This window comes from Acidisoma sp. PAMC 29798 (genome assembly GCF_030252425.1).
Classification (GTDB): domain Bacteria; phylum Pseudomonadota; class Alphaproteobacteria; order Acetobacterales; family Acetobacteraceae; genus Acidisoma; species Acidisoma cladoniae.
On the sequence record NZ_CP126994.1, the window covers coordinates 456116 to 470106 of the forward strand.

Below are 13991 nucleotides of genomic sequence, written 5' to 3' on the forward strand. Positions count from 1 at the left end.
TGCTCGCAGGGGGCATCATGAAAACCTTCGAAATCAAAGCCCATTGGGACGACGACTCCAGACTCTGGCGGGCGGAATGCGCGGAAATGCCCCGGCTGAACGCAGACGCATCCACCGTCGAACTCCTTCTCGAAAAACTGCGGGACTGCGTGCCGGATGTTCTGGTCGAGGATGGGGAGCCTGTGGCACTGGGCGCGCTGGTGCCGTTCCGCCTGGTCGCCGACAGAGTCGTGTGGGCATCACGCCATTTGGCGTAGAAGCTCGCTGGCAACCTGCGCTGGTTCACGCATAAACTCATCTCATGAGTGAACCGATCGCGGCCGCCTCATCGCGACCGGCGCGATCCAGACCCACCATCGGCTCGCTCGAAATCGGCCGCTTCGTCGCAGCCTCCGTTGTCGTCATCGACCATCTGCTGTCCGATATCGGCCGTCACTCCGCGGTCGCCGGCACCTCGATCCTCGGCGGCCTCGCCTTTCCCGGCGCCATCGCCGTGCAATTCTTCTTCGTGCTCAGCGGCTTCGTCATGATGACCGCCCATCATGCGGATTTCGGTCGCGCGGCGGCATTGCCGCGATTCTGGTGGCGGCGCATCTGCCGCATCTATCCCGCCTATTGGATCACGCTCCTCATTCCCATCCACTACCTCTATGCCTTTCTCACGCCGTCCTATCTGGCGAACCTGGTGAGCCTGTGGCCGGTCGATGTGGTTGAATACAATCCACCGGCCTGGACGCTCCGCTACGAAGTCGCCTTCTACCTCGTCTTCGGCCTCTGCCTGCTGCCCAAGGTCGGTCGGCCACTGCTGGCGCTATGGGTCGCCGCCGTCTGCTGGGTCTGGTGTCCGCCGGCGCTGCTGAGCCAGGTCGGGCTCGTGCCGCCCGCAGCCTTGACCCGCTTCGCCACCCATGCGGCGAGCCGCTTTCTGGCGCCGTTCGAATTCTACTTCTTCGCGGGTCTCCTCGGCGGCTGGATCGTGGTGGCAAGGCCGGTCGGCCGCTGGGCTGCGTTCGGCGCCCTTACGGTCGGGGTTGCGGCCCTGGCGGCCATGCTGCCGGCAACCCATTGGGGGCACGACTTTGGGTCGCCTGCCATGGCGGTGCCCGGTGGCTTGGCCTTCGCTGCGGTCATCCTTGGCCTCGCCGTGCTGGAACGCCATGGCGTGCTGCGTTTCGGCCGCATGGCAAAGCGCCTCGGGGCGATGTCCTACCCGCTCTATATCCTGCACGCGCCGCTGCTGCTGATCGTGACCGTCCATACCAAAGGCCGCACCTACGGGCTGCCGACCCTCTATGTGGTCGCGCTTCTCGGTCTCGTCTCGATCTACGCCCTCAGTGCGATCTTCGCCTTCGGGATTGATCAGCCCATTCAGCGCCTGCTGCGTCGCCTGTCAGCGCCGACCCGTCGGCGCAGCATCGTCCCCGTTATCGTTGGAGACGAACGCTGACGGCAGGCCGCCGGTGCTCCCACCCCTCGCGCTCCAACTCCGGCGTGTCGTGATCCGCTTCGGGCGTTCCGATGCAGAAATACCCCACGAAGATCCAATCGGCCGGCACATCCAACGCCGCCGTCACCTGGGCGGGATCGAGGATCGAGACCCAGCCGACGCCCAGCGACCGGGCCCGAGCGGCCAGCCATAGCGTGAAGATGGCCATGACGGCCGAATAGGCCGTGGTTTCGGGCATCGTATGCTGCCCCAAGCCATGGCCCTGCGCGGGATGCGGTTCGGCGAAGACCGCGAGGTGACAGGGTGCCTCGTCCAGCCCCGCGAGTTTCAGCCGTGCATAGAGGCCGGTGCGGTCGTCATCCTGGCTGGCCAGGGCCTCGGCATTGCAGCGTTGGAAGCTCGCCCGAATGGCCGCGCGGCGGGCAGGGTCGTCCACAATCACGAAGCGCCACGGCTGGCTCAGGCCGACCGAAGGCGCGAGCCCGGCGATCTCCAGCAAGTCGTCCAGCTCGGCGGGATCGACGGGCGTGGTCTTGAATCGGCGCACATCCCGCCGCCAGCGAAAGAGATCGAGGAGTTGCCGCCGAAAGATTTCGTCGAAAATCGGTCCCATAGCCAGCCTCGTAGCGACTGAAAGGCCAGGTGTCACCGCGTCACTGGGCGGTGACCGGATGTTACCGAGTGCAACCGGGGCTCATAAACACGTGAACACGTGTCCCATCTGGCGGAAAGCAAGCGTATCTGAACGGCGGGGCGCGCGCGCCCTCATCGAGGGTGGAGAACGATGATGAGAAGGCGCAGCCTCTGGATCATAGCCGCGGTCGTTGTGGTCGTCGGTGTTGGTGTCTGGTGGGAAATGGATGGCCATGCGGCCTCGCCCGCTGCGAACGCCACGTCTGATACGTCGAACGCGGCAAAGCCCGCGCCCCTTGTGGTGCCGGTCGCGACGCAGACCGCCCAGGTGCGGGATGTGCCCGTCTTCCTTGATGGTCTCGGCACCGTCAAAGGCTTCAAGACGGTTCAGATCCGGGCCCAGGTCACGGGCATTCTGGAGGCGCTTCCCGCCAAGGAGGGCCAGGAGGTGCATCAGGGGGACATCGTCGCCCAGATCGATTCTGCCCCCTACAAGGCCGCGCTGGACGCGGCGGTCGCCCAGCGGTCGGAGGATGAGGCGCAGTTGCAAAGCGCCCAGCTCGATCTGCATCGCTATCAGTCGCTGGCAAAGAGCAGCTACGCGCCGGTGCAGCAGGTCGATGATCAACAGGCGACGGTGAGCAAGGACAATGCCGCCGTCTCAGGCGATGAGGCGCGGATCGAAACCGCGCAGATCAACCTCGGCTATTGTGTCATCCGCGCCCCTTTCGACGGGCGGATCAGTCTGTATCAGCTCGACGTCGGCAACCTCGTGACCGCCAATGGCACCAGCGGCATCATCTCTATCCAGCAAGACAAGCCCATCGCGGTGGTCATGACATTGCCTGAGGATCAATTGCAGCAAGTGCAGGATGCGCGGGCGCGGGGCCCGGTCTTGTCGCTGGCCTATGACAGCACCGGCCAGACTCTATTGGCGCGCGGCACGCTGCTGACCCCGAACAATGCCATCGATACCAGCACGGGCACCATTTCGCTGAAATCCTCTTTTCCCAATACCGACGATCACCTTTGGCCGGGGCAGTTCGTGAACGTCCGCCTGCAGGTCGATACCCTGAAGAAGGCGGTGACAGTGCCGTCACTCGCCGTGCAGCACGGGCCGAGCGGCCTATTCGTCTATGTCGCCAAGCCGGACGGTACGGCCGCACAGGTGATGATCGACGTCGGCTATCAGGATAACGGCCTGTCGGTGGTCACCAAGGGCCTGAGGGGCACCGAAGCCATCGTGCTCTCCGGCCAGTCCCGGCTTGCCCCTGGCGCCCATATCAAAGCGACGGTCGCGAAGCCCGTCACGCCCACGGCGGAAGCCGCCCCCAATAGCACCGGGGCCCCCACCTGAGATGAGCATTTCGTCACCCTTCATCCGGCGACCGATCGCAACATCGCTGATTGCCGCGGCGATCTTCCTGGCGGGACTCGCCGCCTATCCGTCCTTGCCAATTGCGCCGCTGCCCAATGTCGAATTTCCGACCCTGACGGTAACCGCGAGCTATCCGGGTGCGAGCCCGGAGACCATGGCTTCGACCGTCGCCACCCCGTTGGAGACCGAGTTCGGCCAGATGTTGCCGGGCCTGTCCCAAATGACCTCGGCGAGCGTCCTCGGCACCACGCAGATCACCTTGCAATTCGGTCTCGGCGTCAATCTCGCCAATGCCGAAACCCTGGTGTTGGAGGCGATGAACGCCGCCCAGGGCTCACTGCCGAAGGGCATGCCGAGCCCGCCGACCTTCCGCGCCGTCAATCCGGCCGATAGCCCGATCATGACGCTCGCGATGCAGTCCGATCAGGCGCCCATCACCGATGTCGACAGTTATGCCGAAAACGTCGTGGAGCAGCAGATTTCACAGCTTCCCGGCGTCGGGCAGGTGCTGGTCGGCGGCCAGCAGACACCGGCGATCCGCGTTCAGGTGGACCCCGCCCGCCTCGCCAATATGGGCCTGACGATGGAGGATGTGCGCACCGTCCTGACCAACGTCACCGTCGATAACCCCAAGGGCAGCGTGGATGGCCCCGATCGGTCCTTCACCATCTACGCCAATGATCAGCTCACCACCGCCGCGCCCTATAACAACGTCATCATTGCCTATAAGAACGGCGCGCCGATCCGTATTGGCGATATCGGCCACGCCGTCTCCGGTCCGCAGAATCGCGAGCTGGCGGCTTGGACCAATGGCAAGCGCTCAGTTCTGTTGCTGATCTTCAAGCAGCCCAATGCCAATGTCATCGCGACGGCGGATGGGGTGAAGGCGAAGCTGCCGGCGCTGCGCGCGGATTTCCCGCCCGACATCCATCTGAACCTTATCTCCGACCGCACCCAGACCATTCGCGCCTCGGTCAACGACGTCGAGTTCACGCTGCTGCTCGCCATCTGCCTCGTCGTGATGGTCATCTTCCTATTCCTGCGCAACCTGTGGGCGACGGTGATCCCCAGCGTGACGATCCCCGTGGCGCTCGTCGGTACGCTGGGCATGATGTATATCTGCGGCTTCAGCCTCGACAATCTATCACTCATGGGACTGACCATCGCGGTCGGCTTCGTCGTCGATGACGCCATCGTCATGCTGGAGAATATTTTCCGCCATATCGAAGCAGGCATGAAACCGATGGACGCGGCGCTGCAAGGCGCTGGCGAAATCGGCTTCACCATCGTCTCAATCAGCTTTTCGCTCATTGCGGTCTTCATCCCTCTGCTTCTGATGGGTGGTATCGTTGGCCGCCTGTTCCGCGAATTCGCGATCTGCGTCTCGATCACCATCATCATCTCGGCGATGGTGTCCCTGACACTGACACCCATGATGTGCGCTCGCTTCCTGAGCCCCGAGGCGCATCAGCACGGGCGCTTCTATAACGCCGTCGAGCGCATGTTCAAGGCGATGGTCGATTTCTACGAAAAGACGCTCGATATTGCGCTGCGCTTCCAGTTCATCACCTTGATGGTCTTCATCGGCACAGTCGCGCTCACGGTCTTCCTCTACATCATCATTCCAAAGGGCTTCTTCCCGACCCAGGACACCGGCATCATCATCGGCATCACCGAAGTGGCGCAGGACGCGTCCTATGGGCAGATTTCCAAGCTTCAGGAGCGGGTGAACGCTCTGGTGTTGAAGGACCCGGCCGTCGCCTCCGTCGCTGCCTCGGTCGGCGCGGGCGCAGGCGGTCAGACCGCGAATAACGGGCGCATGTACATTACGCTGAAACCCTGGGGCCAGCGCCCCGGCATGGATGCGAGCCAAGTGGTCGCGCGCATCGACCGCAGCATGCAGCAATTGGCGGGTATCAAGCTGTTCATGCAGCCCGCCCAGGATGTCAGTGTCGGCGCGCGGCTGGGTCGTACGTTGTATCAATACACGCTTCAGGATGCGCAGCAGGATGAGCTGAACGCCTGGGCGCCCAAGATCCTGGCCAAGATGCGCACCCTGCCGACCGTCACTGATGTCACCTCGGATCAGGAAAATTCCGGCACCACCGAAACCTTGACCTATGATCGCGACCAGGCGGCGCGGTTCGGTATTCAACCTGCGACGATCGATAACATCCTGTACGATGCCTTCGGTCAGCGTGAAGTGGCGCAATATTTCACCGGCAACAAAGCCTATTACGTGATCCTCGAAGCGATGCCCGATGAGTTCGGTCGTGTCGCCACGCTACGAAAACTCTATGTGCAATCATCCAGCGGCATTCCCGTACCGCTCTCCACCCTGGTGCATCACACCACCGTTCCGGTGCAGCCGCTGGCCATCAACCATCAGAGCCAGTTCCCCTCGGTCACCATCTCCTTCAATCTGAAGGGCGCCGGCGCGCTCGGCGCCGCAGTTAGCCAGGTGCAGCAGATGGAGGCATCGATGGGCGTCCCTTCGACCGTGCAAGGAAGTTTTCAGGGCACCGCTCAGGCCTTCCAGTCCTCGCTGAAGTCCGAGCCCTATCTCGTCATGGCGGCGCTGATCGCGGTCTATATCATTCTGGGTATTCTCTATGAGAGCTACATCCTGCCGCTGACCATTCTGTCGACGCTGTCGTCAGCCGGGGTCGGCGCACTGCTCATGCTGATGATCTTCCACTACCAGCTCACCGTCATCGCCCTGATCGGCATCATTCTGCTGATCGGCATCGTCAAGAAGAACGGCATCATGATGGTGGATTTCGCCATCAATGCCGAACGGCGCGAGGGCAAGTCCCCCCATGAGGCCATCCGTCAGGCCTGCCTGATGCGATTCCGGCCAATTCTGATGACGACAATGGCGGCGATCTTCAGCGGATTACCGCTGATGCTGGAAAGCGGTGCAGGGTCAGAACTGCGCAAGCCGCTCGGCTTCGCAATGGTCGGCGGCCTGCTACTGAGCCAGGTACTGACGCTCTACACCACCCCCGTCATCTACCTGTATCTCGACCGCCTCCAAACCGCCTTGTCCCCGCAGCGTCTCAAGACGCTGCCAAGGCTGGCGTCGAAGATGGACCCGATGGCCAAGGCGGCGGAGTAGGGCGCTGCGCGACGTTACCGCAACGTCGCCAGCAGCCCGGCCATCAGACGGCCTCGCTCGGCAAGACTGGCGACGTCGATATGCTCGTTCAGCGTATGCACACCGCCGCCTTTCACGCCGAGCCCATCCAGGCTTGCGATCCCCAGGGCGCCGGTGAAATTCGCGTCCGAACCGCCACCGTTGCTGTCATGGGGCAGCACCACTCCAATGCTCGCGGCAATCTCGCGTGCCTGCTCATACAGCGCCATGCAGGCCGCATTCGGCTCCCACACCGGCCGAGTGACTGTGCGTGTCGCGGCGAACCCGGTCTCGGGTGAGGAGCCGGTGAGGGCGAGCATCTTGGCAACGCCGGCGTCGAGATCGCCCTGACGCTTCGCCATGCTCAACGCTTCCCCCGTGCAGGTGCTGGCGACGCAGTTCACCCATTGGCCGCCCTGCACCACGCCCACGCTGAAGGTGCAGTCCGCAGTCGTCATATCTTCGATGATGCCGATCTGGCGCGCCATTTCGCGAATGGCTGAGCGCCCGTCGGCAAGCTTTGCGCCGGCATGGCTGGGCTTGCCGGTCGCCTCCAGGCGGAAGCGCGCAATGGCGTAACGCCCGGTAATGACGCCGCCATCTTCGCGCGCCGGCTCGGGCACCAGGATGTAGCGATTGCGAGATGCCTCTGCCTCGATCAGGTCGCGCGTGCTCGGGCTGCCGACTTCCTCGTCGCTGGTGAGCAAGACAGTCACGGGCAAGGGGGTTGCGATCCCAGCGCGCGCGAGTTGGCGGATCGCCTCCAGCGCCAGATAATTGCCACCCTTCATGTCATAGATGCCGGGTCCCCAGCAGGTTCCGCCTTCGCGCCGCCAGGCGAGCGTGTCGATCGTCCCGACCGGATGCACGGTATCGAGATGGCCCATGATCAGGATGCCGGGCGAATCGGGCTGAGGATGCGGAAAGCGCGCGCGCAGGCAGTCACCAAAGCCCATGCGCCCCGGAATGCGCTCCACCCGGGCGCCGGCCAGCATCAGGTCCCGCCCCGCGAGGTCCATCATCCGATTGACGGCGGCGCTGTCCCAGGTGGGGCTTTCGCAGTCTACCCAGGCGCGCAGGCCCGCGAGCATTGCCTCACTGTCGAAGGGAAGGGCTGCCAAGTCCATGCGTAGTCTCCGCTGCGCGCACCCAAAGCGAGTCCGCCAATCGCGCGGATGCTGCCTGTGCGTGTGCGTGCTGGCAACCGTGCCTCAGCGCTAGCCCAGACGATACAGGCGGCGCGCATTGCCATGGAACAGCGCGGCGACCTCGCTCTCGGAACAGCCGGACACCAGCGCCCGGCTCGCCGCGACCCATCGCGGCAGATCGGCGGTCACTGTGCAGACTGGCCAGTCACTGCCCCAGACCACACGGTCCCAGCCGAAGGCTTCGATGCAGTGCTCCACGAAGGGGCGCAGGGTTTCCACCGTCCAATCCGCGCCGGCGTAGGCGACGATGCCCGAGATTTTGCAGACGACATTGGGGCGTTCGGCAAGACGCCGGATATCGGCGCGCCAGGGATCGAGTGCCTGTTCAGCGACATCGGGCACGCCGCAATGGTCCAGCACGAAGCGGACATCCGGACAGGCTTGCGCGAGCTGCGCCGCGATCGGCAGTTGCCGCGCCAGAACACAGAGATCGAAGCTGAGGTCATACGCGGCGAGCCGCCGAAGATTCTCCGCAAAGACCGCGCGCTGCCCGAGTTCATCCGCCGAGGTATGGAGGATCCGCCGCACCCCCCGCACCTGCGGGTTGGCGGCAAGCGCCTCCAACGTTTTCGCGAAGCCGGCTGCCTCAGGCCGGCAAGCGGCGATGGCGCCGATCACCGGTGCGCCCAGGCCCGTGACGAACGCCGTCTCCGCCGCCTGATCCTCCTCCGCGACATCCACCTCCATATGCAGTGCCGCTTCGATGCCGAGCGCATCGGCCTGGGCGCGATAGTCTTGGAGGCGAAAGTCCTTGTTCAGCACGGGCACGTCGCCAAGCCAAGGATAGCGCAGCCGATCCTTATAGATCAGATGGAGATGGGTATCGATGATCGGAACCATATGTAACCCCCGGCGTCGGTAAGATGCGGAACGTTGCGGAAACGCGCCGCGTGTTCCGCCCACCGTTGCTTCAATGCGCCTGGTTTAGCATCCCGAAAACCTTTTCGTACTGGCCGGTCGATTCGGCGTTGCGCAGCATCTTCACGCGCTCGACGCAGACTTCGGCGGCATCGGGATTGGCCTGCAACAGCGCCATGCTCTCCTGAATATAATCGGCGAGCGGCATCCCGTTCGGGTTTTCGTTATGGCCCGGCATGAGGTCAGTCTGCACTGCGGGCGGAATGAGTTCGATCACCTGAACCGAGGTCTCGCGAAGCTGATGCCGCAGTGACTGGCTATACGAATGGATCGCCGCCTTGGTCGCGTTATAGGTCGGCGTCGCCGTCAGCGGCATGAAGGCGAGGCCGGAGGTGACGTTGATCACCGTCGCGCGGGCCTGCTGGCGAAGATGCGGCAGCAGAGCCGCCGTCAGCCGGATGGGCCCGAGCAGGTTCGTGGTGATCGTGGCCTCGGCGTCGGTCAGGTCGAACGGCTCCGTCAGCAGATTCTCCGCGCGCATGACGCCTGCATTGTTGATCAGGACATTCAGCGCCGGATAATCGGCCATGATCTGGGCCGCGAAGGCGCGGATGGCGTCGGTGCTTTCAACATTGAGCGTTTGGAAGGCCATGCCAGGATTGGCGGCGCAGGCCTCCTCCAGCGGTTGCGGCCGACGGCCGGCGATGATGACCTGATTGCCGGCGGCGTGGAATGCCTCAGCCAGGCCGCGCCCGATGCCCGATCCGCCGCCGGTGATCAGAATGGTATTGCCCGTGATGTTCATGGCTCTTGCCCCTTGCAAAGCGCGTGTAACCGTCGCGCCAAGGTGATATACCGAGCGACGCTTACCATCGGGAAGTAGGCACCTAAAAGTTCTATACTTACTAAACGGAGAGTGTTGCTATGTCGGCCACGCACGGTCACGACTACCCCGCGGATCTTGATCCGAAGGTTGAAGCCTTGGTGAATGAGGTGATTGGTCGGGTCGCCGATAAATGGACGATGATCGTGCTGGAGGCGCTGACCGAGCATGGGGAGTTGCGCTTCACGCGCCTCGCCGAAGTTGCCAGTGGCATCAGCCAGAAGATGTTGACCCAGACGGTACGTCAGATGGAGCGGGACGGGCTCGTCATCCGCACCATCCATCCCGTCATTCCACCCAAGGTCGAATACAAGCTGACGGAGCTGGGCTTTACGCTAAGCGAGGCCTTTTGCGGCGTTTGGATTTGGGCCGCGCAGAATCTTCAACGCATCGAGGAGTCGCGCCGCGCCTTCGACGCGAAGTCGAAAGCTTAAGCGCGTGCCAGCGGTCGGCGGGCCGCACGTTCGCTCGCCCAATAGAGGCTCCAGCCGAGAAGCAACAGGATTGGGGACAGGACGGCGCAGATGATGGCGATAGAATCACCGACCAAGGTATCCTGATCCGCGAACAGAATGTCGATCACCACCCAGATCACGGCCAGCCACGCCAGGATTAGGGCGGCGCTAATCAGAAGGCGGGACAGACGTGTGATCATTCAGGCCATCCTTGAAGGGGCGACAATCGCATCATCCGCGCGGTGGCGACAAGACCAAGTTGGGGCGCGCGGCCGTGTCCGCCTCACGGTCCGATGCCGAATTATGGGCATAGGTCTTCCAATGCGGCTCGTATTCCGCCGATTGGTTGCCCCAAACCGTCCAGCCGTCGCGCGGGCCACGGGCGAACAGCTCCAAATACGGGCCTGGGCTACAGGATTCGATCAAAGGATATTGCTCGTCAGGCTTGCGGCTGTGCTCGCGCTTGCGCGTCGCCATGAAGTTCACCTGCCGGCGCCCGGCAGGGCCGGTGCGGGCATTGCGACCGCGCACGCCGAAGAGAAGAATCTCGGTGACATTGCGGAAGTAGAAGCCAACGCCACGCCCGTCCGGCCCGCCGTCTTTCCGGATCTTGTGCCAGACGATGTTGGACTTATAGGCGAAGCCCCAGTCCCGCATGACCCGCAAACCCTCCGGCAGCAGCGCATTGGGCACCCAGAGATAGAGATGCGCTGTCGGCGCCGCATAGTCGGCGATCGGCAGATCGGCGATGGCGGCCACGTCCATGGTGCCGTAGCGGCCCAGCCGACGATGTTCCGGCGCCACCTTTCCGGTGCGGTTGATGAATTGCCAGGGCGGATCGGCGAGGATGGTCCCGAATCGCCGCTCACCCAGCGCCGACGGAAGGTCGGCCGCCGCCTCCGTCATACCGGCTGGAAGGCGCCGTGTTCGTCGAGCTTGGACAGCACGCCGGTGCGGATGTCGAAGGACGCGCCATGAAGCTGCAACCGGCCGGCTTCGACGCGGGAGGCGACCCAGGGGAAGGTCAGCAAGTTGCGCAGCGACAGCTTGATGGCCTCTTGCTCGCACATCTGTGGCTGACGCTCTTCCACCGGCTCGCAGGCCAGAACGCGGTCCCGCGCCTCGGCCGCGATCTCCATCCAGGAGGACATGAAGTCCAGCCGCTCGGCGGAGGTGGGATACAGAAGGGCGTGGATGCCGCCGCACATGGCATGGCCCAGCACGATGACATCCTTCACGCCCAGAACCCTGACCGCGAATTCAAGAGCCGCACTGGTGCCGTGGAAGGCGGTGTCACGCTCGAAGGGGGGCACCAGGTTGGCGACGTTGCGCACGACGAAGATTTCGCCCGGAGCAACGTCGAAGATCATGGTCGGATCGACCCGGCTGTCGGAACAGGCGATGACGAGCGTTTCCGGCTGCTGACCACGACGTGCCAGACCTTCGAACAGCGCGCGCCGTTCCGGCCAGACTGTGCCACGAAATCGTTGATAGCCGCTGATGAGGGAATCCACAGTGGACACGCTAAAGTGTGGCGCCCGACACCGCAATATCGAACCCATGCGCGACCTGAAGATGGCTGAGCGTGAAGCCGTGCCGCGCGCTCAACATCTCCCCTACACGCAGGCGATGGCAGGTGCAGACATCGGCCTCATAGCACAGCAGGCAACTCGGCGCGGCGCGGGCGGTCGCGGCGGCCTGCTCCAGCGCGATATCGGCCTCGGGTCGGGCGAGGCTCTGTGTCACGATGTCCCAGAATAGCGGCCAACGGCGGCGCCGATTGGCCTCCCGCCCCTCGGCCGGTGTGCCAAGCGCGCGGAGATGAAGATAGCCGATGCCGGCCTCGGCCAGCCCCGCCTGCAACTGGCGCTTCGAGAAGCCGGCGCGGCGCGACAGCGGCAAGTCCCGCACATCAATGACGGTGGCGATGCCCGCAGCTTGAAGCGTCCGGATGAAGTCCGCGAAGCCCGCCTTCTCGTAGCCGATGGAATAGAGCGTCGGGGCGGGCGTTAAAACGGGCATGGGTCCGGCCTATCGTTCGTGCTCTTATGACCTTGGGTCGAGTCGGCAGGTGGCGCCGGCCAGGTCCGGCGCGCAAGATGGAGAATACGGCCCCGCATGACACGTCCCTTCGCCTGGCTTGCTCTCGCCGCTTTCCTGGGCTTGCCCGCAATCGCCCAGGCGGCGCCCACGCCTGCGGCGCTCGCCGCCCATCGCGCGTTCTATCGTCTGACCCTGGCCTCGACCGAGAATAGTGGCGTGACCAATGCCTCGGGCGCCATGGAATACCAAGTGATCGACGGGTGCGACGGCTGGGCCACCCAGCAGCGGCTGGACATGACGGTGCTGGACCGGGAGGGTGGGGACACCCATACGACCTCCGACTACTCGACCTGGGAAGCGAAGGACGGGCGCAGCTTCCGTTTTCGGATTGCGCAGGGCACCAACGATCAAACGGTGGTGCGTGTCGGCTTTGCGGAGATCACGCCCGGCAAGCCCGGCGTCGCCGTCTATACCCAGCCAAACGCCAAGCGGTTGACCTTGCCCGCCGGCACGGTCTTTCCGATGGCGCAGACCGAGGCGGTGCTAGAAGCGGCCCGCACGGGCAAGATGTTCGTGGCCCTGCCGGTTTTCGATGGCACGTCTGACAGCATGGTCGAGAATACCTTCTCGGTCATTACGGCGCATGGTGAGACTGTGCCGACCAGCTTCGCGCCTTTGAGCAAGTTACCGAGCCTCTTCGTCCATATCGGCTATTTCGGTGACCGATCTCAGGCATTGCCCGATATGCTGCTGGCGATGCGGTACTGGGATAATGGCGTCGCGGACGCCCTTTCCATGGATTTCGGCAATTTCACGATGAATGGGACCTTGGCGCAGTTCAAGCTGCTGCCGCACCATTGTTAAGCGACGTCGCCTTGGTGGGCGGAAAAGCGCAGCGCGTTCCGCCATACGCCACCGGCGTTCCCGCGCCCGTCGGCCCCGGCTGGGGTAAAATGAAGCCATAGGTCGGGTAGACCGTCATGCCCCAGGCACCCGAAGGTGGCCACCAGACACGCACCGCCGACCAGTCGTTCTCGGGCGACACATCCAGCACCGGCTGATCATTCGTCACGCGGTAGGGCAGCCAGTTCGCCTGAGTGACGATGATCCGCCGCGGAGAGACGATGGCGGAAACGACGGCGAGATGCCCGCTCGGCAGGCGCGACGTGCGGCGGAACACCAGCACGCTGCCGGTTTCGGGCAGCTGCGATTCCGCGTAACGGCCCGCAGCAGCATCCCACCATTGCCAGGCATCGCCGTTGAGGACGAGGCCCGAGATCTGGCGGGCATAGGGCACGCAGGTCATGGACGTCGCTTGACCGTAGGAGGCGTATCCACCGCCGCAGCCGGTGAGCGTCGCAAGGGTTAGAAGGCTGAGCAGACGCACAGGAAGGCAGGACATAAGCGGACCTGACGAGAAGGTGGATCGCAGTCGTTACTAATCCACTGTCTGATCAAAAGTCTCTAAAATCTTGACTCCGGGCGTTTTGTTTGCCGCTACTCTTCCGGTTCGGTGGTGAAGAGAAGGGGATAGCCCTCTTTACGAGCGGCATCGATCGCGTTGGTCGTCTTGGTCTCGGCCAGTTCCTTGGTCAGCACGGCGACCACGCACACCCCGCGCTGATGCGCCGTGATCATGACTTTGCGGGCCTGTTGGTCGTTCAGCCGGAACTCCGCGCGCAGCACGTTGACGACGAAATCGCGGGGCGTGTAGTCGTCATTGACCAGCACAGCCTTATACATCTTCGGTCGCTCGACCTTGAGGTCGGTCTGCGGACGTTGGGTAATGATCGTCTCGGGCATGGCCGCCTTCCTCTCGGTCGGTTGTTCCGGCGCCGCATAGCACAGATTGGCATTTCGGACATCGTCACGCCTGGGTGACGCAATTTGTTTAAGAGCCCTGCGTGAAGGGTTGGGCGTTTCCCATCCGTTCTTATGATCCCGTTAAGA

Annotated in this window: 16 protein-coding genes; 6 read left to right on the forward strand and 10 right to left on the reverse strand. The window is 63.6% G+C overall.

Annotation, left to right across the window (positions count from 1 at the left end; all coding sequences use genetic code 11):
* Positions 1 to 17 precede the first annotated feature (17 nt).
* Together QP803_RS02230 and QP803_RS02235 are read left to right on the forward strand one after the other, a co-directional pair.
* Positions 18 to 257, forward strand: coding sequence for a DUF1902 domain-containing protein (locus QP803_RS02230; protein WP_284946049.1), 240 nt, complete (start codon positions 18 to 20; stop codon positions 255 to 257).
* Positions 258 to 301: 44 nt separating this feature from the next.
* Complete coding sequence (locus QP803_RS02235) at positions 302 to 1447, forward strand: acyltransferase family protein (protein ID WP_284946050.1); 1146 nt, start codon at positions 302 to 304, stop codon at positions 1445 to 1447.
* Here the strand turns inward: QP803_RS02235 and bluB are convergent.
* The gene (gene bluB, locus QP803_RS02240; RefSeq protein WP_284946051.1) at positions 1425 to 2060 is read right to left on the reverse strand and encodes a 5,6-dimethylbenzimidazole synthase; all 636 of its coding nucleotides are present in this window, start codon (positions 2058 to 2060) and stop codon (positions 1425 to 1427) included. The two genes, QP803_RS02235 and bluB, sit on opposite strands and share 23 nt — an antisense overlap.
* 174 nt (positions 2061 to 2234) lie before the next feature.
* Between bluB and QP803_RS02245 the strand changes: the two genes are divergently transcribed.
* Together QP803_RS02245 and QP803_RS02250 are read left to right on the forward strand one after the other, a co-directional pair.
* Positions 2235 to 3437: an efflux RND transporter periplasmic adaptor subunit gene (locus QP803_RS02245; RefSeq protein ID WP_284946052.1), complete on the forward strand. Its 1203-nt coding sequence runs from the start codon at positions 2235 to 2237 to the stop codon at positions 3435 to 3437.
* A gap of 1 nt (position 3438) precedes the next feature.
* Positions 3439 to 6576 (forward strand): efflux RND transporter permease subunit, encoded by a 3138-nt coding sequence (locus QP803_RS02250; protein WP_284946053.1) that lies wholly within the window; start codon positions 3439 to 3441, stop codon positions 6574 to 6576.
* 14 nt (positions 6577 to 6590) lie between these two features.
* Here QP803_RS02250 and QP803_RS02255 read toward each other — a convergent pair whose 3' ends face one another.
* The 3 genes from QP803_RS02255 to QP803_RS02265 all read right to left on the reverse strand — a co-directional run bounded on the left by QP803_RS02255 (position 6591) and on the right by QP803_RS02265 (position 9465).
* Positions 6591 to 7721: a M20/M25/M40 family metallo-hydrolase gene (locus QP803_RS02255; protein WP_284946054.1), complete on the reverse strand. Its 1131-nt coding sequence runs from the start codon at positions 7719 to 7721 to the stop codon at positions 6591 to 6593.
* 90 nt (positions 7722 to 7811) lie between these two features.
* Positions 7812 to 8642: an amidohydrolase family protein gene (locus QP803_RS02260; protein WP_284946055.1), complete on the reverse strand. Its 831-nt coding sequence runs from the start codon at positions 8640 to 8642 to the stop codon at positions 7812 to 7814.
* Between the two features lie 70 nt (positions 8643 to 8712).
* Positions 8713 to 9465 (reverse strand): SDR family oxidoreductase, encoded by a 753-nt coding sequence (locus QP803_RS02265; protein WP_284946056.1) that lies wholly within the window; start codon positions 9463 to 9465, stop codon positions 8713 to 8715.
* 119 nt (positions 9466 to 9584) lie between these two features.
* Between QP803_RS02265 and QP803_RS02270 the strand changes: the two genes are divergently transcribed.
* The gene (locus QP803_RS02270; protein WP_284946057.1) at positions 9585 to 9977 is read left to right on the forward strand and encodes a winged helix-turn-helix transcriptional regulator; all 393 of its coding nucleotides are present in this window, start codon (positions 9585 to 9587) and stop codon (positions 9975 to 9977) included.
* Here the strand turns inward: QP803_RS02270 and QP803_RS02275 are convergent.
* Genes QP803_RS02275 through QP803_RS02290 form a run of 4 tightly spaced genes read right to left on the reverse strand, consistent with a single transcriptional unit; the run spans position 9974 to position 12020 of the window.
* Positions 9974 to 10198: a hypothetical protein gene (locus QP803_RS02275; RefSeq protein WP_284946058.1), complete on the reverse strand. Its 225-nt coding sequence runs from the start codon at positions 10196 to 10198 to the stop codon at positions 9974 to 9976. The genes QP803_RS02270 and QP803_RS02275 overlap by 4 nt on opposite strands.
* Before the next feature lie 31 nt (positions 10199 to 10229).
* Positions 10230 to 10904: an MT-A70 family methyltransferase gene (locus tag QP803_RS02280; RefSeq protein WP_284946059.1), complete on the reverse strand. Its 675-nt coding sequence runs from the start codon at positions 10902 to 10904 to the stop codon at positions 10230 to 10232.
* On the reverse strand, positions 10901 to 11521 hold the full coding sequence (locus tag QP803_RS02285) for a carbonic anhydrase (protein WP_284946060.1): 621 nt from the start codon (positions 11519 to 11521) through the stop codon (positions 10901 to 10903). Before QP803_RS02285 ends, QP803_RS02280 begins: the two co-directional genes overlap by 4 nt.
* A 1-nt stretch (position 11522) precedes the next feature.
* Complete coding sequence (locus QP803_RS02290; RefSeq protein ID WP_284946061.1) at positions 11523 to 12020, reverse strand: DUF488 domain-containing protein; 498 nt, start codon at positions 12018 to 12020, stop codon at positions 11523 to 11525.
* Positions 12021 to 12116: 96 nt separating this feature from the next.
* Between QP803_RS02290 and QP803_RS02295 the strand changes: the two genes are divergently transcribed.
* Positions 12117 to 12905, forward strand: a complete 789-nt coding sequence (locus tag QP803_RS02295; protein WP_284946062.1) for an EipB family protein — start codon at positions 12117 to 12119, stop codon at positions 12903 to 12905.
* Here QP803_RS02295 and QP803_RS02300 read toward each other — a convergent pair.
* Positions 12880 to 13443, reverse strand: a complete 564-nt coding sequence (locus tag QP803_RS02300) for a CHAP domain-containing protein (RefSeq protein ID WP_284946063.1) — start codon at positions 13441 to 13443, stop codon at positions 12880 to 12882. The two genes, QP803_RS02295 and QP803_RS02300, sit on opposite strands and share 26 nt — an antisense overlap.
* A gap of 95 nt (positions 13444 to 13538) precedes the next feature.
* Complete coding sequence (gene clpS, locus QP803_RS02305) at positions 13539 to 13844, reverse strand: ATP-dependent Clp protease adapter ClpS (RefSeq protein WP_284946064.1); 306 nt, start codon at positions 13842 to 13844, stop codon at positions 13539 to 13541.
* Between the last annotated feature and the right edge of the window lie 147 nt (positions 13845 to 13991).

Coding starts and splice junctions, on each gene's coding strand:
- QP803_RS02280 (WP_284946059.1), bottom strand. CDS start 10,904: ATGACGGAGGCGGCGGCCGACCTTCCGTCGGCGCTGGGTGAGCGGCGA.
- QP803_RS02230 (WP_284946049.1), top strand. CDS start 18: ATGAAAACCTTCGAAATCAAAGCCCATTGGGACGACGACTCCAGACTC.
- QP803_RS02265 (WP_284946056.1), bottom strand. CDS start 9,465: ATGAACATCACGGGCAATACCATTCTGATCACCGGCGGCGGATCGGGC.
- QP803_RS02235 (WP_284946050.1), top strand. CDS start 302: ATGAGTGAACCGATCGCGGCCGCCTCATCGCGACCGGCGCGATCCAGA.
- bluB (WP_284946051.1), bottom strand. CDS start 2,060: ATGGGACCGATTTTCGACGAAATCTTTCGGCGGCAACTCCTCGATCTC.
- QP803_RS02300 (WP_284946063.1), bottom strand. CDS start 13,443: ATGTCCTGCCTTCCTGTGCGTCTGCTCAGCCTTCTAACCCTTGCGACG.
- clpS (WP_284946064.1), bottom strand. CDS start 13,844: ATGCCCGAGACGATCATTACCCAACGTCCGCAGACCGACCTCAAGGTC.
- QP803_RS02295 (WP_284946062.1), top strand. CDS start 12,117: ATGACACGTCCCTTCGCCTGGCTTGCTCTCGCCGCTTTCCTGGGCTTG.
- QP803_RS02270 (WP_284946057.1), top strand. CDS start 9,585: ATGTCGGCCACGCACGGTCACGACTACCCCGCGGATCTTGATCCGAAG.
- QP803_RS02260 (WP_284946055.1), bottom strand. CDS start 8,642: ATGGTTCCGATCATCGATACCCATCTCCATCTGATCTATAAGGATCGG.
- QP803_RS02290 (WP_284946061.1), bottom strand. CDS start 12,020: ATGCCCGTTTTAACGCCCGCCCCGACGCTCTATTCCATCGGCTACGAG.
- QP803_RS02275 (WP_284946058.1), bottom strand. CDS start 10,198: ATGATCACACGTCTGTCCCGCCTTCTGATTAGCGCCGCCCTAATCCTG.
- QP803_RS02250 (WP_284946053.1), top strand. CDS start 3,439: ATGAGCATTTCGTCACCCTTCATCCGGCGACCGATCGCAACATCGCTG.
- QP803_RS02245 (WP_284946052.1), top strand. CDS start 2,235: ATGAGAAGGCGCAGCCTCTGGATCATAGCCGCGGTCGTTGTGGTCGTC.
- QP803_RS02255 (WP_284946054.1), bottom strand. CDS start 7,721: ATGGACTTGGCAGCCCTTCCCTTCGACAGTGAGGCAATGCTCGCGGGC.